This window comes from Bradyrhizobium manausense, from assembly GCF_018131105.1.
In the GTDB taxonomy this organism is placed as follows: Bacteria; Pseudomonadota; Alphaproteobacteria; order Rhizobiales; family Xanthobacteraceae; genus Bradyrhizobium; species Bradyrhizobium manausense_B.
This window is the reverse complement of record NZ_JAFCJI010000001.1, coordinates 1698327-1722136: the sequence shown is the minus strand read 5'-3', so window position 1 is coordinate 1722136 and position 23810 is coordinate 1698327. Positions and strand designations below refer to the sequence as shown.

At 63.9% G+C, this 23810-nt stretch carries 22 protein-coding genes; 11 read left to right on the top strand and 11 right to left on the bottom strand.

Annotated elements, in window-relative coordinates; all coding sequences use genetic code 11:
• Positions 1-58: 58 nt before the first annotated feature.
• A complete protein-coding gene (locus tag JQ631_RS08055) occupies positions 59-280 on the top strand; it encodes a DUF2842 domain-containing protein (protein WP_212325301.1) in 222 nt (73 codons plus the stop codon).
• On the opposite strand, the gene JQ631_RS08050 is transcribed toward JQ631_RS08055, so the two are convergent.
• Positions 270-1313 carry a polysaccharide deacetylase family protein gene (locus tag JQ631_RS08050; RefSeq protein WP_212325298.1) on the bottom strand — a complete coding sequence of 348 codons (1044 nt, stop codon included), beginning with the start codon at positions 1311-1313 and terminating at the stop codon, positions 270-272. The genes JQ631_RS08055 and JQ631_RS08050 overlap by 11 nt on opposite strands.
• 129 nt (positions 1314-1442) lie before the next feature.
• On the opposite strand from JQ631_RS08050, the gene JQ631_RS08045 reads away from it, so the two are divergent.
• Complete coding sequence (locus JQ631_RS08045; RefSeq protein ID WP_212325296.1) at positions 1443-2624, top strand: GNAT family N-acetyltransferase; 1182 nt, start codon at positions 1443-1445, stop codon at positions 2622-2624.
• A gap of 48 nt (positions 2625-2672) precedes the next feature.
• Here JQ631_RS08045 and JQ631_RS08040 read toward each other — a convergent pair whose 3' ends face one another.
• Positions 2673-4949: a GumC family protein gene (locus tag JQ631_RS08040; protein ID WP_212325294.1), complete on the bottom strand. Its 2277-nt coding sequence runs from the start codon at positions 4947-4949 to the stop codon at positions 2673-2675.
• A 202-nt stretch (positions 4950-5151) separates the two neighbouring features.
• On the opposite strand from JQ631_RS08040, the gene JQ631_RS08035 reads away from it, so the two are divergent.
• The 3 genes from JQ631_RS08035 to JQ631_RS08025 all read left to right on the top strand — a co-directional run bounded on the left by JQ631_RS08035 (position 5152) and on the right by JQ631_RS08025 (position 9289).
• The gene (locus tag JQ631_RS08035) at positions 5152-6285 is read left to right on the top strand and encodes a glycosyltransferase family 4 protein (protein WP_212325292.1); all 1134 of its coding nucleotides are present in this window, start codon (positions 5152-5154) and stop codon (positions 6283-6285) included.
• A 120-nt stretch (positions 6286-6405) separates the two neighbouring features.
• Positions 6406-7953, top strand: a complete 1548-nt coding sequence (locus tag JQ631_RS08030; protein ID WP_212325290.1) for an undecaprenyl-phosphate glucose phosphotransferase — start codon at positions 6406-6408, stop codon at positions 7951-7953.
• 79 nt (positions 7954-8032) lie between these two features.
• Entirely contained in the window at positions 8033-9289 is a 1257-nt protein-coding gene (locus JQ631_RS08025; protein ID WP_212325288.1) for an O-antigen ligase family protein, read from the top strand.
• On the opposite strand, the gene JQ631_RS08020 is transcribed toward JQ631_RS08025, so the two are convergent.
• Positions 9258-9734, bottom strand: coding sequence for a MarR family transcriptional regulator (locus tag JQ631_RS08020; RefSeq protein ID WP_212325286.1), 477 nt, complete (start codon positions 9732-9734; stop codon positions 9258-9260). The genes JQ631_RS08025 and JQ631_RS08020 overlap by 32 nt on opposite strands.
• Before the next feature lie 148 nt (positions 9735-9882).
• On the opposite strand from JQ631_RS08020, the gene JQ631_RS08015 reads away from it, so the two are divergent.
• Positions 9883-11079, top strand: a complete 1197-nt coding sequence (locus JQ631_RS08015) for an FAD-dependent monooxygenase (protein ID WP_212325283.1) — start codon at positions 9883-9885, stop codon at positions 11077-11079.
• Between the two features lie 59 nt (positions 11080-11138).
• Here JQ631_RS08015 and JQ631_RS08010 read toward each other — a convergent pair whose 3' ends face one another.
• The 3 genes from JQ631_RS08010 to JQ631_RS08000 are packed head-to-tail and all read right to left on the bottom strand — an operon-like array spanning position 11139 to position 13919.
• A complete protein-coding gene (locus JQ631_RS08010; protein WP_212325281.1) occupies positions 11139-12317 on the bottom strand; it encodes a saccharopine dehydrogenase family protein in 1179 nt (392 codons plus the stop codon).
• A gap of 9 nt (positions 12318-12326) precedes the next feature.
• The gene (locus JQ631_RS08005; protein WP_212325278.1) at positions 12327-13109 is read right to left on the bottom strand and encodes a DUF169 domain-containing protein; all 783 of its coding nucleotides are present in this window, start codon (positions 13107-13109) and stop codon (positions 12327-12329) included.
• Positions 13110-13151: 42 nt separating this feature from the next.
• Positions 13152-13919: a YdcF family protein gene (locus JQ631_RS08000; protein ID WP_212325276.1), complete on the bottom strand. Its 768-nt coding sequence runs from the start codon at positions 13917-13919 to the stop codon at positions 13152-13154.
• A 188-nt stretch (positions 13920-14107) separates the two neighbouring features.
• Between JQ631_RS08000 and JQ631_RS07995 the strand changes: the two genes are divergently transcribed.
• The 3 genes from JQ631_RS07995 (at position 14108) to JQ631_RS07985 (ending at position 15999) form a co-directional block, all read left to right on the top strand.
• Positions 14108-15049, top strand: coding sequence for an acetamidase/formamidase family protein (locus JQ631_RS07995; RefSeq protein WP_212325275.1), 942 nt, complete (start codon positions 14108-14110; stop codon positions 15047-15049).
• Positions 15050-15246: 197 nt separating this feature from the next.
• Entirely contained in the window at positions 15247-15444 is a 198-nt protein-coding gene (locus tag JQ631_RS07990) for a hypothetical protein (protein WP_007603456.1), read from the top strand.
• A 72-nt stretch (positions 15445-15516) separates the two neighbouring features.
• On the top strand, positions 15517-15999 hold the full coding sequence (locus JQ631_RS07985) for a GcrA family cell cycle regulator (RefSeq protein WP_212325274.1): 483 nt from the start codon (positions 15517-15519) through the stop codon (positions 15997-15999).
• Positions 16000-16283: 284 nt separating this feature from the next.
• Here the strand turns inward: JQ631_RS07985 and JQ631_RS07980 are convergent, their stop codons facing one another.
• Positions 16284-17771, bottom strand: coding sequence for a porin (locus tag JQ631_RS07980; RefSeq protein ID WP_212325273.1), 1488 nt, complete (start codon positions 17769-17771; stop codon positions 16284-16286).
• A 410-nt stretch (positions 17772-18181) separates the two neighbouring features.
• On the opposite strand from JQ631_RS07980, the gene JQ631_RS07975 reads away from it, so the two are divergent.
• The gene (locus JQ631_RS07975) at positions 18182-18688 is read left to right on the top strand and encodes a MarR family winged helix-turn-helix transcriptional regulator (protein ID WP_212325272.1); all 507 of its coding nucleotides are present in this window, start codon (positions 18182-18184) and stop codon (positions 18686-18688) included.
• Between the two features lie 34 nt (positions 18689-18722).
• On the opposite strand, the gene JQ631_RS07970 is transcribed toward JQ631_RS07975, so the two are convergent.
• The 3 genes from JQ631_RS07970 to JQ631_RS07960 all read right to left on the bottom strand — a co-directional run bounded on the left by JQ631_RS07970 (position 18723) and on the right by JQ631_RS07960 (position 22132).
• Positions 18723-19838, bottom strand: coding sequence for an alpha/beta hydrolase family protein (locus tag JQ631_RS07970; protein WP_212325271.1), 1116 nt, complete (start codon positions 19836-19838; stop codon positions 18723-18725).
• 270 nt (positions 19839-20108) lie between these two features.
• On the bottom strand, positions 20109-21080 hold the full coding sequence (locus JQ631_RS07965; RefSeq protein ID WP_212325270.1) for an SDR family NAD(P)-dependent oxidoreductase: 972 nt from the start codon (positions 21078-21080) through the stop codon (positions 20109-20111).
• Between the two features lie 143 nt (positions 21081-21223).
• The gene (locus tag JQ631_RS07960; protein ID WP_212325268.1) at positions 21224-22132 is read right to left on the bottom strand and encodes a dihydrodipicolinate synthase family protein; all 909 of its coding nucleotides are present in this window, start codon (positions 22130-22132) and stop codon (positions 21224-21226) included.
• 326 nt (positions 22133-22458) lie between these two features.
• On the opposite strand from JQ631_RS07960, the gene JQ631_RS07955 reads away from it, so the two are divergent.
• On the top strand, positions 22459-22698 hold the full coding sequence (locus JQ631_RS07955) for a hypothetical protein (RefSeq protein ID WP_212325265.1): 240 nt from the start codon (positions 22459-22461) through the stop codon (positions 22696-22698).
• Positions 22699-22838: 140 nt separating this feature from the next.
• On the opposite strand, the gene JQ631_RS07950 is transcribed toward JQ631_RS07955, so the two are convergent.
• Positions 22839-23810: an alpha/beta fold hydrolase gene (locus JQ631_RS07950; protein ID WP_212325263.1), complete on the bottom strand. Its 972-nt coding sequence runs from the start codon at positions 23808-23810 to the stop codon at positions 22839-22841.

Sequence of the window (23810 nt, the reverse complement as noted above, 5' to 3'; positions counted from 1 at the left end):
CCCCTTATAGTCGCCCGCTCCCACAGCGCAAGTTACGCGAAAGCCGCAGTTTTCAGCCATGACGATCCGCACCCGCAAGTTCCTCGGCGCCATCCTGCTCCTGGTGCTGGCCACCGTCTGGGCCCTGCTCGGCATGGCGGCGGCGCAAATGCCATGGATCGCCGAGTCCGGCTGGCGGCAGGCGATCTATTACGTGGTGGTCGGCTTGGGCTGGGTACTGCCGGCAATGCCGATCGTGAGCTGGATGCAGCGGCCCGACCGCGCCAAATCTAGCTCGTAACGGCGCCCGTCGGTTTCACCGGCGCGAAGGCAACACCGGACACCAGCACGCGCATCATCCGCAGCGAGCGTACCCGTCCGTCCCAGGAAATCCGTGGCAGCGCGCGCAGATTGGTCCGTCCCTCCGCGTCCACGATGCCCGGGATGGTCGAGACCGCGCTGGCAAAGCCAGCCTCCTCCGCCATCACGACATGGTTACGCCGAAACGACGAGCGATCGCCGAACGGAAATGCCAGGTGCCGGATCTCCCGGCGGAACGATGCTTCCGCGACCGCCTTGCCCATCGTCATCTCGCGTAGCGCAGCCGCGTCCTTCATACTGGCGAGGTTGGGATAGTTCACGGTCGCACTGCCGATCGTGACCAGCGGATCGGCGGCAAGCTTCGTCAGATCCTCCCAATTCATCGACGCCTCGCGCGAAAGCGCGGCGAGATCGATGCGGTAGCGCGTGCAGAGATCGGCGATCGCGGTTGACAGATCTGCCGGCGCCAGCGAGCACAGCCAACGCTGGAGATGCGAAAACAACGCCTGCTTGTCCGCGAGATCAGTGACGTTGAAGCGCTGCTCCTTGTCGCCCATCATCAGGCTGATGCGGCTCTCGCGCGCGATCACCTGCTCGAGCCCGAGCCACCACGCCTCCCCGACGCCGTCGGGAAAGGCCGTGGGAACGTAGAGCGTGAACGGCACGGCGTGACGCGCAAGCACCGGATAGGCGAAGCTGATCAGGTCCTTGGGCGCGCCGTCGAAGGTCAGCGCCACGAAGCGCCGACTCTCGGGCATCGTCACCGCCCGCCGACAGACCTCGTCCATGCCGAGAAAGTCATAGTTCCATCGCTTCAGCGCGCGGATGGCACGATCGAGAAATTGCGGCGTGATTTCGCTTTGGCGCAGCGGCTGGAACGCGCCGCGCCGCCGCGGCCGCACATGCTCGAAGCGAAGGATCGCGCCTGCACCACGGCTGCGCAACAGGGGCTGGGCGGTGAACCAGGCCAGTTCGCGCCGCAACCGCTCCAGCCATCTGTCGTCGGATGCCAATATCCCACCTTCGCGTTCGCCGGCGGCCTGTTCCCTCGTTCATTGTCATTACCCTTTGTTGACATTTATTTGCAAAGGTCGGCCACGGGCCGAAATACGTATTTTTCGTTTTCTCGACAGGTTTCGCGAATGACCATGGCTGCGACGGTGCAAGGCCGGACGGCAGAATCGCCAGCGCGGTCGAAAGCGAGCCGTGTCGCGCATGTCGATGTCGTCGGTGATCTCGCCGAGGCCGAAGCGGTCTGGCGCGCGCTCGAAGAACCCGGCCACCTCTCCACGCCCTACCAGCGGTACGATCTCCTCGCCTCATGGCAACGTTCGGTCGGAGAACGTGAAGGCGCCCGCCCCGTCATCGTCATTGCCCGCGACGCCGAGCAGCGCCCGCTCGCGCTGCTGCCGCTCACACTCCGCCAAAGCCATGGCGTCCGCATGGCCTGCTTCATGGGCGGCAAGCATACGACCTTCAACATGGGGCTGTGGAACGCCGAATTCGCAGCGCAGGCCGTGGGCGCCGATCTCGACACTCTGTTCGCGCCCTTGCGTGATCAGGTCGACGTGCTCGCGCTGCTGCAGCAACCCAGGCGCTGGCACGATCAGCAGAACCCGTTTGCGCTGCTGTCGCAGCAGAGCGCCATCAATGGCTGCCCACTGCTGGCGATGGAGCCGGGCGGCGCGCCCGCATCGAGAATCAGCAACTCCTTCCGCCGCCGGCTGAAGAGCAAGGAGAAGAAACTCCAGACGCTCGCCGGCTATCGTTATCACCTTGCCACGACAGATGCGGACATCAGCCGCCTGCTCGACTGGTTCTTCCGCGTCAAGCCTGCGCGGATGGCGGAGCAGAAACTGCCCGATGTCTTTGCCGAGCCAGGTGTCGAACAGTTCATCCGCAGCGCCTGTCTCGCGCCGCGCGGCGAAGGTCGGATCATCGACATCCATGCGCTCGAATGCGACGAGGAAGTCATCGCAATCTTCGCCGGCGTCGCCGACGGCCAGCGCTTCTCGACGATGTTCAACACCTACACGATGTCGGAGCACGCCCGCTACAGCCCTGGCCTGATCCTGCTGCGCAACATCATCGACGGCTACGCCGAGCGCGGCTACCGCTCGCTTGACCTCGGCATCGGCACCGACGACTACAAGCGCATGTTCTGCAAGGACGACGAGGACATCTTCGACAGCTTCGTGCCGCTAACTTCGCGCGGCAAGCTTGCAGCGATGGCGATGTCCTCGCTCAACCACGGCAAGCGCCTGGTGAAGCAGAACCAGATGCTGTTCGACCTGGCACGACGGCTGCGCCAGGCGTTCGGTTAGCAGGCTCGCGCTCGACTCGATTCGCCCGCGAGCTGCCTTCCCCCAGACCTACGCCGCCACCACGCGCGGCGCCTCAATGGCATCTGACGGCTGCACCGGCCGGCTCAGCATCGTCACATCGCTGAAGCCGACCGCCTTGAGCTGCTCGCACATCAGCGCGCGCGCATCCGCCTCCATCGAGGCATCAGGCACCACGACGGCGCGGGCATTCGCAGTCAGCAGATCGGCCGGCAAGTCCTCGGCGCTCCCCGCATCGACCAGCACATGATCGTAAGCGCGCAGCAACGCGTCGATGGCGAGCGTCACCCGCGGCGACTGGAGCAGGCTGCGATCGAAACCGGGACGGCCAGCCATGACCAGATGCAGCCGCGAGAGCTTGTCGCGCGTGATGACCTGGGCAAACGAGGCCTGCCCCTGCATCAATTCGGCAAGACCGGGCGCCGTCGGATCGACGGACACCGCAGCAATCGTCGGCGAGGATGCGGCGAGATCGACCACGACGACGCGCGCGTCGCGCGCCAGGTGGCGGGCCAGCGTCAGCGTCGACAGCGTGATGGCATCGCCCGATGCGGTGCCGAGGACGGTGATTTTCTTCGCGGCCGACCCCGCAGCCCTCAGGCTTTCGGCCAGCTGCCCGATCTCGGCGATTTCGCTGAGATCGGCATCGGCCGTCATCTCCGGCTGGAGCGGCGCGGGCTCAATCTCGACCGCATCGACGACCGGCTCCTGGATGACGGGCTCCTGGGCGACCGGCTCTTGGACGACCGGCTCCCGGCGAACCATCGCCGGCGCGAGCGTGGCAATGGTGCGCGGCGCGGTCTGGCGCAGCAGCTCGCCGGTGACCACCAGACCGGACGACAGCAGCAGCGTCGCCAGCGTCGCGATCAGCACGATCGGCAGCTTTTTCGGATAGGCAGGCGTGTTGGAAACGATCGCGCGCGAGATGACGCGTCCTTCGGTCGGCGCGGTGTCGATGGTCTCGCGGGTGTTGGCTTCGCGGTATTTGGCGAGATAGGTCTCGAGCAGGTCGCGCTGGGCTTTGGCCTCGCGCTCGAGCGCCCGCAGCTGGACATCCTGCCCGTTGGTCGAGGTCGCCTGCTTCTTGAGCTGCTCGAGGCTGGTGGTCAGGCCGTTGACCCGGCCGTCAGCGATCCGCGCATCGTTTTCAAGCGAGCGCGAGATTTTTGCTGCCTCGTCGCGGATCTGACCGTCGAGATCGCCGAGTTGTGCCTTCAATTCCTTGATGCGCGGATGGTTGCCGAGCAGCGTGGACGATTGTTCGGCAAGCTGCGCACGCAGCGTCACCCGCTGCTCCGACAGCCGCCGCATCAGCTCGGAGTTCACGACTTCGGAGGCCTCGATCGGCTTGCCGCTCTGGAGCATCTCGCGGATCAGCCGGGCCTTGGATTCGGCATCGGCCTTCAGCGCGCGCGCATTGTTGAGCTGGGTATTGACCTCGCCCAATTGCTGGTTCGACAGCGTGGTGTTGTTTGTGCCGACGAACAGCGACGATTTGGAACGGAAGTCCTCGACCCTGGCTTCGGCATCGGAGACCTTCTTGCGCAAATTCTCGATCTCGCCCGAAAGCCACTGGCTCGCATTGCGCGCCTGGTCCTGGCGTGCGGCCTGCTGGAGCACGAGATAACCGTCGGCGATCGAGTTGGCGACACGAACGGCGAGATCCGGGTCAGCCGACTGGAATTCGATGACGATCACGCGCGACTTGTCGACGGCGTAGGCCTGCAGCCGATCGTAATAGGCATCCAGGACACGCTCTTCCGGCGTCATCGAGAACGGATCGCGGCCGATGCCGACCAGCGCCGCAAGTGACTTCAATGGCGAAACGCCCTGCAGCACCGGATCGAATTCCGGCCGCTCGGCGAGCTTGTTCTTCTTGATGATCTCGCGCGCGAGGTCGCGCGACAGCACGAGTTGCACCTGGCTGGTGACGGCCTCGGGGTCGAGTGCCTGCCGTTCCTCGGTGCTGCGGTCGCTGCTCGGCCTCAGGAAAACGTTCTCGCGGCCATCGATCAGGATGCGGGCTTCCGACTTGTAGCGCGGCGTGATGAGATTGACGATGGCGACGGAGGCAACGAGCGCCAGCACCGTCGGCACGATGATCCAGCCGCGCTTGCGCGCGAGCGCGCCGCCAAGTGCGTGCAGATCGATGTCACCGGTTTCGGCGGGCGCCTGTTTTGCGGCGATCGGCGCGGGCTTGGCTTCAACCCGGGGCTTGGGCTCAGGTTTGGCTTCGTGCTTGGCCTTCGAAACGGCCCGCTCGATGACGGCCTTGTCCTTGCCGGCACGCCAGAACGCTAAACGCATCGAACACTCCCGCAGGGCAACGCCACTCGTGTACCTCAATGGCGCCGATTACACTCCATTAAGGTTGCCGCTGGGTTAATCGCGGCGTCTCGCGGGCAACACGGGGGCGCTCGTCACCATTTGTTAACCACGAGGGCCCTTAATCCATCTCGATATTTCGAGAACATTGTTCGGCATCCGCCGTCGAGCGCTGGTTTTAATCATGCCTCCCTCTCCCGACCAGCCGCTTCGAATCCTGCACGCTGTGCGCGCCCCCGTCGGCGGCATCTTCAGGCACATCCTCGACCTCGCCAACGGCCAGGTCGATCGCGGCCACCATGTCGGGATTCTCGCCGACAGCCTCACCGGTGGCGAGCGCGCCGAGAAGGCGCTGGCCGAGCTCGCGCCGCGCCTGAAGCTCGGCGTGCACCGGCTTGCGATCCGCCGTGAACCTTCGCCGGACGATTTCCTGGTGTGGTTGCGGATGCGGCGCCTGGCCGGCCGGCTCAAGCCCGATGTCATGCACGGCCACGGCGCCAAGGCCGGCGCCTTTGTCCGCATGCGGCGGCGCTCCGACGACACCATCCGTATCTACACCCCGCACGGCGGCTCGTTGCACTACCCTCTCAACACCTTGAAGGGAGAGTTTTACGCACGTCTTGAACGCACGCTGATGAACGCGACGGATCTGTTCCTGTTCGAGAGTGCCTTCGCGCGCGACACGTATCAGCGCATCGTCGGCACCCCCAAGGGCGTGGTGCATTGCGTCTTCAACGGCGTGACGCCGGAGGAGTTCGAGCCCGTCGTCATCGCCGACGACGCTACCGACCTCGCCTATGTCGGCGAGTTCAGGCACATCAAGGGCGCCGATCTGCTGGTCAATGCGGTCGCGCTTTTGCATGAGCGCGGCAAGAAGGTGACGCTGACGCTCGGCGGCGACGGCGAGGAGACGGCGGCACTGAAGGCGCAAGTCGAAAGACTCGGCCTGACGGACGCGATCCGCTTCATCGGCCACGTCAAGGCACGCTACGGCTTCTCCAAGGGCCGGTTGCTGGTCGTGCCCTCACGCGGCGATTCCATGCCCTATGTCGTGATCGAGGCGGGCGCGGCCGGCATTCCCATGATCGCGGCGCGCGTCGGCGGCATCCCCGAGATTTTCGGCAGCGAGAGCCCTGCCCTGTTCGCGGCGAGCAACGCCGAGGCGATGGCCGAGGCGATCACCGCCGCGCTCGTGGATACGCAGGCGACCGCGCAGCGCGCATCCGCCTTGCGCGAGCGCATTTCGGCGCACTTCTCTCAGCAGGCCATGGTCGACGGCGTGCTCGCGGGATATCGCGACGCATTCACCAACCATTAACCACCGTTAAGCCGGCTTTAGAGAATCTTCCGATTTGTCCGATAATCGAGGTCGCGGGGGACGCATGCCCCGGGGACGCCAAGCTGCGCCCGCGGGTCTTTGGAATGGACGTGGACGCCCGTGGAACCGCTCAACGCACGCTCGATGCTCGATGCCGCGACCAGCGCCGCGGCCAAGCCGGCTGAACAGCCTTTTGTCGAACGACGCCGCCGCCTGACGCCGGCCGCGCTCGAGGTCGTCAACCAGAAGGTCGCGCGCGCCTATTCGCCGATCGTGATCGCCGGCATCGCGCGCGTCATCGATTTCGTGCTGCTGAGCATGGTCGGCATCGCCGTGTATGTCGGCTATGTCATGCCGGTGGTCGGGTTCAGCTGGATCTATCCGACGGAGATCGTCGCTGTCGCGGTTGCCGCAGTGGTCTGCTTCCAGGCCGCCGACATCTACCAGGTGCAGCTGTTCCGCGGTCAGCTCAGGCAGATGACACGGATGATCTCGTCCTGGTCGTTCGTCTTCCTGATGTTCATCGGCATCTCCTTCTTCGCCAAGTTCGGCAGCGACATCTCGCGGCTGTGGCTCGCCGCTTTCTACTTTCTCGGCCTCGCCGTGCTGGTCGGCGAACGCCTCGTCCTGCGCTCGCTGGTGCGCAGCTGGGCGCGCCAGGGTCGGCTCGATCGCCGCACCATCATCGTCGGCTCCGACAGCAACGGTGAGGGACTGGTCGAAGCACTGAAGGCGCAGGAGGATTCCGACATCCACGTGCTCGGCGTATTCGACGACCGCAACGACAGCCGCGCGCTGGACACCTGCGCCGGCGCAAGCAAGCTCGGCAAGGTCGACGACATCGTCGAGTTCGCCCGTCGCACCCGTGTCGATCTCGTGCTGTTCGCGCTGCCGATCTCGGCGGAGACGCGCATCCTGGAGATGCTGAAGAAGCTCTGGGTGCTCCCGGTCGACATCCGCTTGTCCGCGCATACCAACAAGCTGCGTTTCCGTCCCCGCTCGTATTCCTATCTCGGCGAGGTGCCGACACTCGACGTGTTCGAGGCACCGATCACCGACTGGGATCTGGTGATGAAGTGGCTGTTCGACCGTGTCGTCGGCGGCCTCGCATTGCTCGCGGCCCTCCCGGTGATGGCGCTGGTGGCGCTGGCCGTTAAGCTCGACAGCCCCGGCCCCGTGCTGTTCCGTCAGAAGCGGTTCGGCTTCAACAACGAGCGCATCGACGTCTACAAGTTCCGCTCGATGTATCACCATCAGGCGGACCCGACTGCTTCGAAGGTCGTGACCAAGAACGATCCGCGCGTCACCCGCGTCGGCCGCTTCATCCGCAAGACCAGCCTCGACGAGCTGCCGCAGCTCTTCAACGTGATGTTCTCGGGCAATCTCTCCCTGGTCGGCCCGCGCCCCCATGCGGTGCAGGGCAAGCTCCAGAGCCGCCTGTTCGACGAGGCCGTCGACGGCTACTTCGCGCGCCACCGCGTCAAGCCCGGCATCACCGGCTGGGCCCAGATCAACGGCTGGCGCGGCGAGATCGACAACGAAGAGAAGATCCAGAAGCGCGTCGAGTTCGATCTGTACTATATCGAGAACTGGTCGGTTCTGTTCGACCTCTACATTCTCCTGAAGACGCCGATCTCGCTGCTGACCAAGAACGAGAACGCGTATTGAATTTTCGTCATGCCCCGGTCAGGCCGGGCGATGACAGCGGCGTTTTGGCTTACGAGTTGCGTAAGCGTATGGGCATCTGATGGCGTATGCGGCGACAGCCGGAGAAATGACTGTAGCCGCGCCGGCCGCACCCGGCGTGCTGGCCTTGCAGCGCGCGCTGGTGTGGCTGGTCGGCGCCTCAGGCGCCATCGTCTTCATCGAGCCGAGCCCCTACGAGATCGCGACGCTGCTCGCCACCGTCGCTTTCTTCGCCACCGGCCTGCGGCTCAGGCTCGTGCTGATGCCGCTGGTGCTGGCCCTGGTCCTGCTCAATGTCGGCTACACCATCAGCGCGATTCCGCTGCTCGACCAGTCCGAGGTCGCAAGCTGGATCGCGACCTCCTGGTACATGGCGGTCACCGTGGTGTTCTTCGCGATGGTCACCTCCGAAGACACGGCGGCGCGGCTCGACATGCTGCGCCGCGGCCTCGTGGTCGGTGCGATGATCGCCTCGCTCTCCGCGATCGCGGGCTATTTCAACCTGGTTCCCGGTGGCCACGACCTGCTGACGCTGTACGAGCGCGCCCGCGGCACCTTCAAGGACCCGAACGTGCTCGGCGCCTTCCTGATCCTGCCGGCGTTGTTTGCGCTCCAGAGCGTGGTCTCGGACAAGCCCGGCAAGGCGTTCCGCAACGTCATCGCCTTCGGCGTCATGTCGCTGGCGATCCTGCTCGCCTTCTCCCGCGCCGCCTGGGGCGGGCTGATCCTGACCTCGGCCTTCATGCTGACGCTGATGGTGCTGACCAGCCGTACCAACGCGCAGCGCTCGCGCATCATCATCATGGCCATCGTCGCGGTGGTGCTGGGCCTGGCGCTGATCGCGGTGCTGCTGTCGTTCGATTCCATCGCCGAGATGTTCAAGCAGCGCGCAAGCTTCGACCAGAGCTACGACGAGGGCCGCTTCGGCCGCTTCGGCCGGCACATCCTGGGTGCGCAGATGGCGCTCGACCTGCCGTTCGGAATCGGCCCACTGCAATTCCACCGCTTCTTTCCCGAAGACACTCACAATTCCTATCTGAACGCCTTCATGTCAGGCGGCTGGCTCTCCGGCGTGTGCTATCCCGCGCTGGTTTTCACCACCGTCATCATGGGCTTCCGGCACATCTTCGTCCGCGTGCCCTGGCAGCGCGCTTATCTCGCGGTGTTCTCGGCGTTCGTCGGCACCGTCGGCGAAAGCTTCGTGATCGACACCGACCACTGGCGTCACTTCTGGATGATGCTGGGCGCGATGTGGGGCATGATCGCGGCCGCGCAGGCCTACAAGATCAGGTCTCGCGACGACGTTGCTTCAGCTTGAGATCGGGGCGTTTCTCCGGCGGCGTATCAAGCAGGCTCTTCAGCGTCGCCGTCGCCGCGACCACACCCTTGTATCCTTCATTGGCGAAGCGCAACAACAGCCGTAGTTCCTCGTCGGAATAGGCATTGAATACCTTCTCCATCGCCTGTTGCATCGGCACGTAGAGCTGGCCGATCTTCATCGCGGTCTCCTGCACGACGGCGATGTAGACCTTGCGCCGATCGGCCTCGTCCCGCTCCCGGCGCACCAATCCCGCCTTCTCGAGCCGATCAACCACGCCGGTGATGGCGCCGGTCGTGAGCCCCGTGACCTCGGCAAGCCGGCCCGCGGTCACCCGCCCCTCGAGATAGAGGATGTCCATGCATTCGAGATCGGAATTGGCAATTCCGGCAACGTTCGCAACAGTCTGGCCATAGAGCACGCCTTGCGCGGACGACCGCCGCATCGCCTCTTCCAATTCCCCCAGCAACGCCGTGCGCGCCTTCGTCCTTGACAAGGCTCACCTCATATCTTAGTCAATATATATCTTAGCCACTAAGAGATTTAGCAGCCGTAATTTCTCCTAGCACCACGGAAACGTCGGGAGCAAGCCCATGCCTCATCGTCCCCGCAAAGCCCTGATCATCGGCGCCGGCATCGCCGGGCCCGTTGCCGCGATCCTGTTGCGGCGCGCCGGCATCGAATCCGCGATCTACGAAGCCTGGCCCTACTCCAAGGGCATCGGCGGTGGTCTCCAGATCGCACCGAACGGCATGCATGTCATGGACGAGATCGGGCTCGCGGACGAGCTGATCAATCGCGGTTCGATCGCGGAGTCCTTCGACTTCTATTCGCAAGAAGGCCGACGGCTCGGCTCGATCAACCGCGACATGGCGCGGCGCTTCGGCCAACCGGCGGTCAATGTCTGCCGCGCCACGCTGAACGAGATGCTGATCGACAAGGCCTGGTGCGCCTGCGTCTCGCTCTATTTCGACAAGCGCCTGATCAAGATCGAGGATCGCGGCGACCAGCCGATCATCGCCTATTTCGCCGACGGCACCACCGCCGAGGGCGATTTCCTGATCGGGGCGGACGGCGTTCATTCGATCACCCGGCGTCAGGTGGTGCCGGACGGGCCTACACCGTTCAACACCGGCCTGATCGGGTTCGGCGGCTTCGTGCCCCATGCCGTCCTCGACGGCCGCGAGAGCGGCCGGCACGTCGAGACCACGTTCGGGCAGAGCGGCTTCTTCGGCTACGGCTATTGCAGCCCGGACCCGAAGGATGGCGCGATGTGGTGGAGCACGCAGCCGGCGCACGGCATGGATGCCGCGATGTTCCGCGCGCTCGACGAGCAGACGCTGAAGCAGCACCTGCGCGGCTTCCATCACGGCTGGCACGATCCGATCCCCGCCATCATCGAGGCGGCCGAGAACATCGTGGTCACCGACACGCTCGACGTCGCGACCTTGCCGACCTGGTCGCGCAAGCGCTCGCTCCTGATCGGCGATGCCGCGCATGCGACCAGCCCTCATGCCGGCCAGGGCGCCTCGCTTGCGCTCGAGGATGCGATGCGGCTCGCCCGGCTGATGCAGGAAGGCCAGGAGCTAACCGCCACTTTCCAGGCCTTCGAGGCTGAACGGCGCCCCCGCGCGGAAAAGATCGTCGCCCTCGCCCGCCGCAATGGCAACAACAAGCGCGAGTTCAGCGCCACCGGCGCATGGGTCCGAAATCAGATGATGAAATGGCTGCTCCCGCTGGGATCGAAGAGCATGGATTTCATGTACGCGTATGATGCGCGAGCGGTGTAGCAACACGAAGGCTGCTGTAGGGTGGGCACGCTCCGCTTTGCGCACCCGAGAGAGCCGACCTAGCCTTCCACCTCGAAGGTCAGCCCGGCATTGTCCCGCAGCCGCTTGATCAGCTTGTGCTGCATCGCTGCGCCCGGCGTCCAGAAGCCGGCGGCGACGTCGGTCACGTCGCGCAGCATGCAGATCGCGCATTCCGAGATCATCTTCGAGGTCGAGCCGTAGCCGGGATCGCGGTCACCGGTGACGCCGGCGCGGACCATGCGGCCGTCGGGCGCGATCGCGATGTAGAGCAAATTGAAAAGCCCGTTCTCCCGCTCGTCCTTCGATGGTCCCTCGCCCGGCTTCGGCGCGCTTGGGCCGGTCTTCTCGGCATTGGCCGCCATCACGCGCTTGGCGTTGGCCTCACCCTTCTCGCCGGGACCGGTTAGAACCATCTCGTCGTAGATGAAGTCCCGGCCGTATCGGAAGCCCATCAGCATGTTGGAGCGGTGGACATTGCGGGTGTTGATCAGCGCCATCATGAACGGCGCCGCCCAGGATTGCAGGTCGTCCTCGAGCAGCGGCTTGTTGCCCCTCGGCTGCTTCGGTCCGGTGAAGTCGGGCGTCAACGCGAACGGATCGTTCAGGATTGCGACAAGGCTGATATTCTTGGCGACAGCATCGAAGGTCGCCTTTGCGCTCGCCGCGGTGCCGCCTGAGAGCGTGCCGCGCATGTCGCGCACGCGGCCCTTCACACGCGCGGCGGGAGCGCCGAACACGCGCTTGGCCTCTTCCTGCACGAAGAACGTGCCGAGCTCGAACGGCACGGAATCGAAACCGCAGGAGAACACGATGCGCGCGCCGCTGTCCTTCGCAGCCGCCTCGTATTTGTCGATCATCTGCCGCATCCAGATCGGCTCACCGCAGAGATCGAAATAGTCAGTGCCTGTCGCAACGCAGGCAGCCAACAAGTCCTCGCCGTAGAGCTGATACGGACCGACCGTCGTGATGACAGACATCGTCTGTTCTGCCATCGCCTTCAGCGAGTCCGCATCGGATGCATCGGCCACGATCAGCGGCGTCGTCGCGGGCGCGCCGATGGCGTCGCGCACGGATTTCAGCTTGTCGAGGCTGCGCCCCGCCATCGCCCATTTGAGCTGCTTGTCGTTCTTGTAATGCGCCGCCAGATATTCGGCGACGAGCTGACCGGTGAAACCGGTCGCGCCATAGACAACGATGTCGAACTTCGCAGAGCTCATGGTCGGCCTTTATTTCTTTGCGTAACTCACGCCCATGCCGGCACGGACGTCGCTTTGAATTCCATAGGGCGGGATCGGATAGCGCAGACCGTTTCTGGCCAGCGCCTTCATGCCCTCGATCGCCTTGGCGAGATGCGCGGGCTTCAAGGCCATCAGCATTTCCTCGTCCGGCACGCCGCCATAGCGCCGTTCGGCATAGCATGGCAAGGACAGGCTGGGCTGGCCGCTCTTGAGCGCCCGCCCCCAGGAATCCGCGCAGGCAGTCTCCCCGACCACGCCCCATTCGAACTTCTTGTAGCCGGTGTATTGCAGCCCGTTGATCAGGATGATCATCTGCCCGGGCGTCGCATAGACGAGGCAGATGTCGGGCGGATTGAGCCGGCCGCTTGCGAGCGGACTGACAGCCAGGGCCTGATATTGCCCGAATGGAACCACGTCGAGCGCCTCCTGGCGCTTGCGCGCATCCTCCGCCGTGCCGTGCCAGACGCCGACATAATTTTCCCCGGCGAGCCATTTCTCGTCCTGGGGACTCAGGCCGATCACCGCGCGGCACTGCGCGCCGACGAGATCGTCGCCGGTGATGCCGACGGTCCAGCCGAGCCGTGAAGCCATGCTGACGATCTGGTCGGTGGTGTGAACCGCGTTCGGCCGCCGGATTTTCGGGATCGCCTCCATGTCCGCCGCATGCGCGAACAACTTCATGCCTGTTACCGTCGTCTTCAGCCGCAACAGGCTGTTGAGATCGGCCACCAGGCCGGCAAGGTCGATCGTATCAGCGGCTTGCTGCTGCATGGCATCCTCCCGACGCAGATCGTAGCGCTTCCAAGAACTGTTCTAGTCCTTGGCCGGCCCGGGAAGCAACTCGCCGGTCCTTCCCATCAGGCGGTAGGCCAGAAGGCCGATCCATTCGCGCACGGCCACCTCTGTGCGACCGAGACCGTCCGCGCCGTAATTGGTGAAGGAGAACAAATCGCCGCGCCCGCCCATGCGCCAGTCGACGGGATAGGCCTCGACGTCAAATCCGGCCTTGCGAAAAATGCCCATCGAACGCGGCATGTGGTAGGCCGAGGTAATCAGCAGCCAGCGCTCGCCCGGCTTTGGCGCCAGCAAGCGCTTCGTGAAGATCGCGTTCTCGTAAGTGTTACGCGAGTCCCGCTCCACGATCAGGCGTTCCCTCGGGATGCCGGTGTTTTCCAGGATCGGAACAGAATAGTCGGCTTCCCTGGCACTGTTCGACACCAAGTTTGCGGAGCCCCCGGTGAAAACGATACGCGCATTCGGATAGCGCCGCGCAAGCTCGGCCGGCGCGAACAAGCGATCGGCGGCATGCGGCACCACCGGCGTATGATGCGCCGCCGACAGATCGGTATCGACCGAGCCGCCCAGCACGATGATGCCGTCGGGCGCACCGCGCGACGGATCCCACGGGGGAAAGCGCGACTCCAGCGGATAGAGCAAGAGATTGCCGAGCGGCGAAAAGGCGGCGAGTGCGAGCAGGACCAGCGTGGTCACGGCCAGTTTCCGGCCGAGCCCGGCAAAGCGCGTTGCCATCAGCACGACGGAGATGATCCCGAGCTCGACCAGAAGATTGATCGGCAGCACCGCGGCGCCGAGCGTCTTGGACAGAACGAAGAACAGGAGAAACCTCGCTGAAATGATCGTGCCGACGAGAGGCAGGCTTGACCCGCCCGCTTATCTCCAGAAATCTTCTTGGAAGAGGATCGCTTGTCGGGTCAAGCCCGCCATCGCAAGATCCGACGAGTTCTGATGAAACCGATTGGACGCGGCAAATGACCCATCACCACCTGCATTCAAGTCCCGAAACCTGCCATTGGGGCTTCTTTGAAGCCGCGCTGAAGCCGGTTCTCACCGTCGCCAGCGGTGATGAGGTCACCGTCGATACCATCAGCGGCGGCCCGGACGTCCTGCCCGATCGCAGCAAGTTTCACATTCCGCCTGAGATGTTCGAGGTTCACGCCAGGAACGAGCGCATGGTGCCCGGCCATATCCTCACTGGCCCCGTCGCGGTCGACGGCGCCGAGCCCGGCGACGTGCTGGAAGTCGACATCCTCGACGTCCAGCTGCGGCAGGATTGGGGTTGGAATCTGATCAAGCCGTTGTCGGGCACCCTGCCCGACGATTTCCACGAAACGCGCATCCTCAACATTCCACTGGACCGGACGCGGATGGTCGGCCGTATGCCCTGGGGACTCGACCTGCCGCTCAAGCCGTTTTTCGGCGTGATGGGCGTGTCGCCGCCGCCGGCCTGGGGCCGCATCTCCTCGCTCATTCCACGTGCCATGGGCGGCAATCTCGACAACAAGGAGCTCGGTGCCGGCGCCAAACTGTATCTGCCGGTGTTCGTCCCGGGCGCGATGTTCTCCTGCGGCGACGGCCATGGCGTTCAGGGCGATGGCGAGGTCTGCGTCACCGCGATCGAGACCGCGCTCCGGGGCCGTTTCAGGCTGACGCTGCGCAAGGATCTGCGGTTTGATTACCCGCGCGCGGAGACGGCAACCCACTACATGACCATGGCGATGGACCCCGACCTCGACCAGTGCGCGGTGCGCGCGCTGCGCGATATGATCGTGCTGCTCGGCGAGATCAGAAACCTGTCGCGCGAGGACGCCTACACGCTGTGCAGTCTCGCGGCCGATTTGCGGGTCACCCAGACCGTCAACGGCTCCAAGGGCATCCATTGCATGATCGAAAAAGCGATCGTGCACGGCTAAGCCCGGCCCGCCTGTCCCGACCTCTTGACGCACACCGCCGGCCGGGGTTTTCGCGCGGCGCGCGCGGCTGCGCGTTTTTCCTAGCGATTCCAATGCGCTGCTTATCCGGCAAAGCCCGGATTTGACTTCCACCTGAACCTAAATAGAATCTTAATCGTTACTTTTATGTATCTGAGTAAGAGGCTAGCGTTCGGGCCATGGCCACCGAAAAAGCCGAGACTGACCGCATTCCCGTAACCTTGGCGCTCTCGACCATCACCTACCTGGAGAAGTTGGTGAGACAGGGCACCCACGGCACCAGCGTTCCCGGCGTCGCACGCACCTTGATCGAGGAAGGCATCCGTCTCGCCATCAAGGACGGGCTTTTGTCGATTCGCGACAATGGCAGGACGTGAGCGCACGCCGAACGTGAGGCGGATGGATCTCAGCGACAGTCGGCCTGTTGTCGCAACCTGGGACCATTACAAATGCCTGTTCTCTCACCAACCTGGACCAACGAACGAATTGAACTCCTGAAGCAGCACTTCGAGGCCGGCCTGTCCTGCCGCGAGATCGCCGCCGACATCGGTGTCAGCCGCAACGCCGTGATCGGCAAGCTGTCGCGACTGAATCTCACGCGCGGCCGCTCGGTCGACGAGCGCAGGCTCCAGGACAGAAATCCGGACAGGACGCCTCGCGCACCGAAAGCGGTGCCACGGCTGCAATTCGAATTGCTCGCCACGATCTATGGCGAAGCGGATGCGCCTGTCGCGACCGGACCGATCGACGAGGCCAATCGTTGCTCGCTGATGGAGCTCGGCGAAAACCGCTGCCGTTGGCCGATTTCGACCCCGGGCGCGGACGATTTCTGCTTCTGCGGCAATGCCGCGCACGACGGCCAGCCATATTGCGCCGGCCACAGCCGCCTCGCCTACCGGCCGAATTCCCGCGCGCGTGTCATGCGCGGCTGAAGCGAGCCACGCCTCTCTCCGACAACGAAAAACCTCCGGCAGGGCACTACCGGAGGTTTCTGGAGGCTTAGCATCAAGCTAAGAGCCGTGACTTTTCGAAACCGGCTGACAGCTATATAGCTGAGCAACTCAGGTAAGTAAATAAAATTGGTGGCGATCGAATCGCATAGCTCGTCTTCGTCGCTCGCGGAGGGATCTCTGATCTTGAAACCAGCAGGTCATCCCAGAAAAAAGCCCCGGCGGTTTCCCGCCGGGGCTCTCTGATCGATTTGCGCGATCGATGATCAGAAGTTGCGCTGAGCGCGCAGCAGCATGCTCACCGAGTTCTGGTCCTTCAGCTCATACACGGCCGCCGGCTTCGCAGCGGAGGGAACGCCCGGGCTGTTGATGGCGCCAGAGTACTTCTGGTCCAGACGCGACCAGCTCAGGTCAGCCGTGAACGCCAGGTTCTTGACCGGGGTCCACACAGTGTTGACACCGACCACCGCGAAGTTGAAGTCCGGGTTGCAGGTCGAACCGGCCACCGCGATCGCGGCGAAGTTGGTGCAGATCAGGGCCTTGCCCGTATCACCGTACTTCAGCTGGGCATAACCACCGTAGACGGCGCTCGCCCAGTTCGGGTTCCAGTTGTGGGTGTAGCCACCACGGAGACCCCAGGTCTTGACGGTGTCGATGCCGGTCGTCGCTCCGAAGACGCCGTCAGCAAGACCGGCGAAACCGGTGCTCTGATACGCGCCCGAGCCGCTGCCGCTGAACATGAAGAAGCTCTGCGGGAAAAGGCTCTGGAAGTTGTAACGAGTCGCACCGTCAGTGTAGACGGCCTGCAGGTTGATGTTGTCGCCCGCACCCGTCGGGATGTTCTTGATCGACAACGAGCCCTGCACCGCCCAGCCCCACTTGTCGGCGGGATGGCCCGAGGCTTCGGTCGTGCCGTAGTAGGCCGTGTGCAGGTCATGCGCGACCACCGAGATCTGGGCCAGACCCCAGGCCTGGTCGACACGCACGTTGCCGAGGATGTCGGGAGAACGCGTGCCACCCCAATCGTTGGCACCGTAGACGCCCGTCACGAACTGAGCAGCCGTACCCGACGACACGTTCCAGAGGTTCGACTGGCCGTTGTTCGCCGACGTCTCGTCCTGCAACGCGAACGAAGCAGTGATGCCCTGGCCGAAGTCAGCCGTGTAGGCAGCCTGGTTCACACCGTTGACGTGGTTGGAGCCGCCCGGAATGGTATCGGGACCGCCAGCCGGATAGCTCTGCCACGGGGCATCGAAGATCGAGACCGTGCGGCCGAAGGTGAAGCCGGCGAACTGGATGAACGCGTGGTAGAGACCGAGCGATGCCGCACTGGACGAGATCGTCGACGGGTTGCTGCCGGTGGCGTTGGTCGAGTCGTAGCTGAAGACCATGTCGGCGTAGGTGCGAACGACGCCGTACTCGGTCGCCGTGCGGGTGTCGATATTGAAGTCGAAACGGGCGCGGCTGTAGTAGTAGTTGGTGAGGCGGTTGTTGGAACCACCGTTCGCGCTGCTGGTGCTGTTGTTGAAGCCGTAGTCGCCGGTACCGCCGAGAAGCGCGTCAGCACGCAGGTAGCCGCCCAGCTTGATGCAGGTGTCGGTGCCGGGCATGTAGTAGAAGCCAGCGCCGTAGAGCGAGCAGACCTTCACGTATTCGACCGCCTTGGCCTTGACCGGAAGATCAGCCGCCTGAGCTCCACCGACGGCGATCAGGGTCGCCGCAGTGCCGAGCAAAAGGCTCTTCACCACTTTCATTTAAAACCTCCAAGTTGCTCATTTTACGGAGATCGGACCCTGAGGCCCCCCAGATCACCGCTCTTCATCAAATCCGCTCGGCCGCTTCGCGCTTTCGGACGTACCCGCATTCGACGCGAGGGACGTGAGCGAACCACCTGCAACGGGACGATCGAGAACCCCCCACCGTCACGGATCAATATGCCTGCGCCTTTCCGTTAATCAAAATAGTTTATTAGATCAGCTTTGTGGTTTCACTAACTCTGTGTCTGCGGCGCAACACCGGCCCCGAGCCAAAAGGCTGACGGAATCATATTTGTAATTTCCGTGACACAATTACCTTGCTCTGCACTTGCGTCAGGGCAGAGTTGCGTGGACTATGCCCGCCGGAATAAACGATCGGAAAGAGATCAGCTTGCGGGAGTGACGCTGTGTCAGCGACGAGGAAAGAAGGGGCGCGCCTCCGCTCCGCCGGCAATCTCGATATCATCAGGCGTTTCACCTGGGAGATATCGTCGATCAACATGTATCTGGAGGAGCTGCGTCAGTTCTGGGCCAGGACGCTCGGCATCAGCGGACCGCAATGGCTGATCCTCATGGCGATTTCCGATCTCGACAAGGACGACGGCGTCCCCGTCAACGTGGTCTCGAAGCTCCTCCACGTCGACCCGTCCTTCGTCACCACCCAGTCCAAGCTTCTCGAAAAGAAGGGCCTGCTGCGCCGTCGCCCCTCGCCGACCGATGCGCGCGTGGTGCGGCTGTCGCTGGTTGAAAAGACGCAGAAGCACATCGCGAGTCTCAACGAGCAGTACAAGACGATTCGCGAATTCGTCTTCCAGGAGTTCGACGAGGACGAGCTGACGGAATTCACCACCAAGCTTGCGACGCTGAAGACCCGGCTCGAGAAAGCCTGCGTCAGGATCTCGCTGGACTTCTGAGGCGCGGATCGGCGTCTCGGCCTGGAGGCCGTGCTCAGATCCGCTTGCCGGTGGCGCTCAATTGCGATTCGAGCCAGTCGAAGATGTATTCGTTGGCAAGACTTGGATTGTCGGCATGGGCCTGCGCCGCGCCGGTCTCCGCCGCCGTGAACACTTTCAGCACGACGTCGGAACTGCCGAGCCGGGAGCCCTGCACGATCTGACGTGCCCGGTCGGCCTTGAGCCAGCCGTCCTCGCCGATCGTGATCAGCACCGGACACTCGACGCTGGAGGCCATGAGCGGCGCATGCGGCACCGGAACGATGCTGAGGTCGCTCATCCCGAAACGGCTGGCCAGGAACGAACGCTCGTGCAGGTCCCACAGCCCGCCGTCGCAGACCGCCGCGGCCAGACGCGGCTCCTGCAACACGGCGCGCGCCACGAACGAAGAGCCCCACCCGTCTGCCACGATCGCAACGCGATCGAAATCGACGTCGGTGCGCAGCTCGAGATAATCCATCACGCTGCCGATCGAGCTCTCGAGATCGCGACGCTGCAGCAACGTGTCGGCGTAGTCGTCGCGCTGGTCGCCGAGCAGGTCCAGCGCCAGCATCGCAAAACCGCGCTCACGCGCATGCGGCGCAAGCTTGACCAGAAATTCCTCTTTGCGATGTCCGGGCTCACCGATGCAGATCACCGTCGGCGCACGGCCATTCGTTGCCGGCGCAGGCAGGAAGTAGCCTTGCAGCGCGTGTCCTTCGACCCACGGGATTGTCACGACTTCGCCTGATGGCCCTCGTGCCGTGAGGAAGCGGCGGGCGCATTCCTGCATCGCGAGCACCGCGACCCAGCGACGTTCATCGGCGGGATCGAGCGGCATCGCGGCCGCACCGTAGTAGTTCATCGCACGCAGCCAGTTGCGCTGCGCGGTCACCATATGGCCTTCCGCGAACGCCGCTTCGGCGCGATGCCGGTTGGCCTGCGCCAGCCTTTTCCATTCACGATGCCATGACTGCTCGTCGCCCTGCTTCAGCTGCCGCGCGATCATCAGGCATTCGGCGATGGTGGCGCCACCCTCTTGTGCTGCGGTCAGCAGCCGCGTGAATTCAGCGGAGATATCCTCTCTCTCCGGGCAGAGGATGAAGTCGTCGGAGAGGCATGCGGGTATCATCGGAGCTACGCTTTATGATGGCGCGACCCTGATTCACTAAACTATTTTAGTTCCCTAACCAAGCTGCCGTGCGCCGAATGAGAGCCGTTCGAGATCACCATCGCTTGAACGCAGGCGACATGTCGCATGCGTGACATTCCTCATCGTCATAAGACGCCGCGCACGGGCCGCAGGTGAAGTTATCTGAGCAAAATTACCTGCTCAAATTGCCGTCGCACCTCTTGCGATGATCACCATCATCCCTATCTACGTGCGCGATCGTTGACAGGCTCAGCCGAGCCGCCAGCCGACTTCCTGGGTGAAGCTTTCGTAGAAGGCCCTGTCATATGCCTGCTCCGGCGCCGCACGCACGCGCTCGTCGAGCAGCCTGGCGTCATCCCCCACGAGAATACGCCACCGCTCCGCCTTCACGCCATCGAGGATGATTCTGGCGGCTTGCCCAGCCGTGGTCGGCGCATCCTCCAGAAAGCTGCGGGCGCGCTCGGCGAAGGCTGCCTGGATTTGGTCATCCGACATTTTGTCAGCATCTGGCACGCCGGCCGCGACCATCCGCTTCCGGGTCAGCACCACCTCGTCGGCATTGAGACGCTCCGAACCGTCGCCGCTCTGCACTTTCCGTGAATTGGAGACGATCGAGGTGCCGATGTGGCCGGGCATCACCACCGAGCATTTGACGTGCGGCGCGTGCAAACGGAGGTCGTTGATCAGCGCCTCGGTAAATCCCTTCACCGCGAATTTCGCCGAGCTGTAAGCCGTGTGCGCCTGGCCCATGCCGATCGAGGCCCAGAAGCCGTTGACACTGGCGGTGTTGACGATGTGGGCCTCGTCCGCCTTGACCAGCATGGGCAGGAAGGTGCGGACGCCGAGATAAACGCCGCCCCAGCAGATGTTGAAGGTGCGCTCCCACTGCTCGCGCGTGTTGGTGAACAGGCTGCCGCCACCACCGATGCCGGCATTGTTGAACAGCAGGTGGATCTTGTCCGTCTTCTGCTGCTCGGCGAGTTCGTCGCGAAAGCGCTTGAGTTGGTCCTCGATCGAGACGTCGGCAACATGCGTCGTGACGCGCAGGCCCTGCGGCAGCTTCTCGACCTCGCACAGCCGCTTGGTCTCGGCCATGGCCGCCTCCGAGACGTCGCACATTGCGACGTTGCAGCCCTCGGCAACGAGCTGCCGGGCGAGCTCCCGCCCCATGCCCGTGCCGCCGCCGGTGATGACGGCGATCTTTCCAGCAAATTCCTTCATGGGACTTCAGCCCCTCCCCTTATCGGCAAAATTCTTCGTCGTTGGCGCGACGCATGCGCACCGCGCAAAATGTAGCAGCGCCGCGTCCGCAGGTAAAAGCGGATCGGCGCTGCTATTCGACATCAGTTATTTCGGCGTGCGAACTATTCGGCCGCCTCGACGTGCCGCCCGTCCAGCGCGCCAAGCGCCTCCAGCGCCTTGCGCGTCGCGGCCTGCTGCGCGGGTGAGGCCTCCGGCATCGGCGCACGCGGATAGGTCCTCGGCAAGCCCTGGAGCGTCTGCGCGTAACGCGTGCAGGCCGGCAGATTGTCGGCAATGATTGCGTTCCACAGTGTCAGCAGCTTCTTGTGCAGCTCGAGCGCACGCGGATGATCGCCCGCCTTCACCGCGTCCCACAGCGCCACGGAGGCGTGCGGCGCGGCGGTCAGGATCGCGGCGATCGAGCCATGAGCCCCCAGCGTATAGGACGGATACATCAGGGCATCGACTGCGCTGTAAATCAGCTTGTCCGGCGCCATCATCATGAGGTCCGCGAACAGCTTGAGGTCACCCGCGCTCTGCTTGACACCGACGACCAGCGGAACCTCGGTCATGATCCGCGTCAGTAGCGCCGGCGACAGATACGACCAGGGCACGACGTTGTAGATGATGATGGGCATGCCCGTTTCATCAGCCATGGCGCGGAAATGCGCGACCATCGCCTCGTCGTCAGGCTTGAACAGATAATGCACCGGCGTGACCTGGAGGGCTGCGACATTCATGTCGCGCACCAGCTTGCCGCGGCGGATCGCATCGCGCGTGGAATCGACGATGATACCGGCGATGACAGGGATGCGTCCCTTCACAGCCTCCACTGTCGCCGCCATCAGGTCGCGATATTCCTCGTGGTCGAGCGTATGGCCCTCGCCGGTCGAGCCGCCGGCCGCAACACCATGCGCGCCGGCACCAATCATCCAATCGACCTGGGGCGCTACCAAGTTGTAGTCGATTTCGCCGTCTTTCATGAACGGCGTCGTCATCGGCGGAATCACGCCGGTCGGTCGTACCTTCATGGTCTGCCCTCGCGTTTCCTTTGGCCCTGCTGGCGGTCCCGCTCTCATGGCGAGCATTCCGCAGCGTCGAAGCGTATCGGCTGCTCAGGCCTTGTGAAGCGCTGATGGCGCGGCGCTGCCCCCACAATCGGTCATCGCTGCCTTGATTCCTGGGGGTTCCCCGTATTTGTCCGGCTTCGGTTTAGGGGCAATTTTTTTACAATCCGAATCGTCAAATGGGGAACGCTGGGGTGATTCGGGCCCAGCCGGCGTGTCGCTTCCGACACAGGCTGTGGCACTCGGCTTGCATCCTCCTCGTGGTCGAAACTACCAATGAGGTGACTGGAATGTTCATTACCGTCGTTGCCGTGCTCTGCCGGCTTGGCGCTGCGGCCTCAGGCATCTGTGTCGAGGAGATCGTGACCGACAGTAACATGACACCCGATATGTCGATGATGGCGTGTGCAGTCGGTGCACAGGCTCCGCTCGCAAAATGGATGGGCGAGCATCCGATCTATCACAACAACTGGCGCCTCGACCGCTACAAATGCGTGCCGGGCCACTACGAGATCAAGGGCCACGCCTAAGGCCCCGCAAAACGATACCGAGGAAACGCCCCGGGGGCCGCTCTTGCCCTTCGCGCGAAACGATCGGCGCGAGGCCGCGCCAACTGCTCGCCAGCTCCGAAGTCTCGCAGAGACGCATTGTGACGACGGTCACGCCCCCTTCAAGTCACTGCCCGCAGAATTATCGCACGCGCCCGCCGGCCCTCCGGTGTCGGCATCAGCGCGTAATTGTGCGGCTGGTCACGCCACAGATGCAGCTCGATCGGCACACCCGCCGCCCGCGCCCGCGCGGCGAGATCGACGCTATCGGGATAGAGCAGATCGCGCGTGCCTGAGAAGATCGTCATCGGCGCGAGGAAACGGAATGCGCCGTTCAGCGGGCTGACGAAGGGATGGCCGACATCGAGCTCGCCGGCATAGAGCCGCCCCACCTCTATGATCCCCGGAATATCCTGGATCGGATCGCGCGATGCGATCTCCATCTGCTCCGGACGGCTGATCGACGCATCGGCCGCGGGCGAGATCAGGATCAGCCGGTTCGGCTGTCGATGCCCGCGATCACGCAGCCATTGGCACGCGGCAAGCGCGAGGCCCGCGCCGGCCGAGTTGCCGACCACCGTAACCTTTGCCGGCCCCGCATCCTCAAGCAGCATCCTGAGCAGTTCGGCCGTCGCCGGCACCACGTCTTTCGCGGTCGCGCGCGGCACAAGCGGATAGATCGGCACGACGCAGACGACGCCTGCCTTGCGCGTCATCCGGCCGACAAAGCGCCAATGCGCCGGCACGATCTCGTTGATGTAGCCGCCCCCGTGCAGGAACATCACGTGGTTGCAGCCCTCATGGCCCGACGACGGCGCGGTGTAATAGACCGGCCATCCCCCCATCTTCGTCAGCGTCACCTCGACGCCGCGGCCCAGATCTGGGGGCTCAAACGAGACCGGCTCCGACGCGAGCTTCTGCACATGCGCCTGCACGGCCTCGGCGGAGGCAAGCTGCTGCTTGTAGGGAAGCAGCCCGAGCAGCAGGTTGAAAAGGCGGCTCTGCAAGCTCGGCGCAGGATCGTTTGAAGATTTCGCCTGCAAGAAACTGCATTCGCAAAGCCGCCCGATCGACAGCATCTTCGCAACGCTCAT

Excerpts from the sequence above, each read along its gene's own strand:
- JQ631_RS08055 (WP_212325301.1), top strand. The coding sequence starts at position 59 with ATGACGATCCGCACCCGCAAGTTCCTCGGCGCCATCCTGCTCCTGGTG.
- JQ631_RS08045 (WP_212325296.1), top strand. The coding sequence starts at position 1,443 with ATGACCATGGCTGCGACGGTGCAAGGCCGGACGGCAGAATCGCCAGCG.
- JQ631_RS08040 (WP_212325294.1), bottom strand. The coding sequence starts at position 4,949 with ATGCGTTTAGCGTTCTGGCGTGCCGGCAAGGACAAGGCCGTCATCGAG.
- JQ631_RS08035 (WP_212325292.1), top strand. The coding sequence starts at position 5,152 with ATGCCTCCCTCTCCCGACCAGCCGCTTCGAATCCTGCACGCTGTGCGC.
- JQ631_RS08025 (WP_212325288.1), top strand. The coding sequence starts at position 8,033 with ATGGCGTATGCGGCGACAGCCGGAGAAATGACTGTAGCCGCGCCGGCC.
- JQ631_RS08020 (WP_212325286.1), bottom strand. The coding sequence starts at position 9,734 with ATGCGGCGGTCGTCCGCGCAAGGCGTGCTCTATGGCCAGACTGTTGCG.
- JQ631_RS08015 (WP_212325283.1), top strand. The coding sequence starts at position 9,883 with ATGCCTCATCGTCCCCGCAAAGCCCTGATCATCGGCGCCGGCATCGCC.
- JQ631_RS08010 (WP_212325281.1), bottom strand. The coding sequence starts at position 12,317 with ATGAGCTCTGCGAAGTTCGACATCGTTGTCTATGGCGCGACCGGTTTC.
- JQ631_RS08005 (WP_212325278.1), bottom strand. The coding sequence starts at position 13,109 with ATGCAGCAGCAAGCCGCTGATACGATCGACCTTGCCGGCCTGGTGGCC.
- JQ631_RS07995 (WP_212325275.1), top strand. The coding sequence starts at position 14,108 with ATGACCCATCACCACCTGCATTCAAGTCCCGAAACCTGCCATTGGGGC.
- JQ631_RS07990 (WP_007603456.1), top strand. The coding sequence starts at position 15,247 with ATGGCCACCGAAAAAGCCGAGACTGACCGCATTCCCGTAACCTTGGCG.
- JQ631_RS07985 (WP_212325274.1), top strand. The coding sequence starts at position 15,517 with ATGCCTGTTCTCTCACCAACCTGGACCAACGAACGAATTGAACTCCTG.
- JQ631_RS07980 (WP_212325273.1), bottom strand. The coding sequence starts at position 17,771 with ATGAAAGTGGTGAAGAGCCTTTTGCTCGGCACTGCGGCGACCCTGATC.
- JQ631_RS07970 (WP_212325271.1), bottom strand. The coding sequence starts at position 19,838 with ATGATACCCGCATGCCTCTCCGACGACTTCATCCTCTGCCCGGAGAGA.
- JQ631_RS07965 (WP_212325270.1), bottom strand. The coding sequence starts at position 21,080 with ATGAAGGAATTTGCTGGAAAGATCGCCGTCATCACCGGCGGCGGCACG.
- JQ631_RS07960 (WP_212325268.1), bottom strand. The coding sequence starts at position 22,132 with ATGAAGGTACGACCGACCGGCGTGATTCCGCCGATGACGACGCCGTTC.
- JQ631_RS07955 (WP_212325265.1), top strand. The coding sequence starts at position 22,459 with ATGTTCATTACCGTCGTTGCCGTGCTCTGCCGGCTTGGCGCTGCGGCC.
- JQ631_RS07950 (WP_212325263.1), bottom strand. The coding sequence starts at position 23,810 with ATGAGCGTTGCGAAGATGCTGTCGATCGGGCGGCTTTGCGAATGCAGT.